This is a genomic window from Gluconobacter sp. DsW_056 (assembly GCF_002153595.1).
Lineage (GTDB): Bacteria > Pseudomonadota > Alphaproteobacteria > Acetobacterales > Acetobacteraceae > Gluconobacter > Gluconobacter albidus.
Map to the genome: position 1 here is coordinate 1 of NZ_JOPF01000045.1, position 316 is coordinate 316.

The 316-nt window shown below is 56.0% G+C and carries 1 pseudogene; it reads left to right on the forward strand.

The window, feature by feature from the left end:
- Positions 1–316: pseudogene (locus HK22_RS14870) on the forward strand (IS110 family transposase); the annotation flags it as partial.

Genomic DNA, 316 nt, shown 5'->3' on the forward strand with positions numbered 1-316 from the left:
CTGCCGGATGTAAAACTCCAGTTTCTGCGGGCACTGACGGTGCGCAGAGCTCAGATGGTGGAGGCACGTAAACGGCTTTCTGCCCAGATTTCGGCGCGCCGCAAGCAGGGTGTGAGCGCTGAACTGGAGGACATGGACAGCAGTCTCAAAGCATTTCTCGAAAGCCAGATCAGCGAGCTCGAACAACGGATTGAAAGCGTTATCGCAGAGGCAGAAGAACTCTCCGCGAAAGCAGAACTTCTCCGCTCCATTCCTGGTATCGGCCCGGTATCAGTCTCCATGCTTCTCGCAGAAATGCCGGAACTCGGCCGTATGA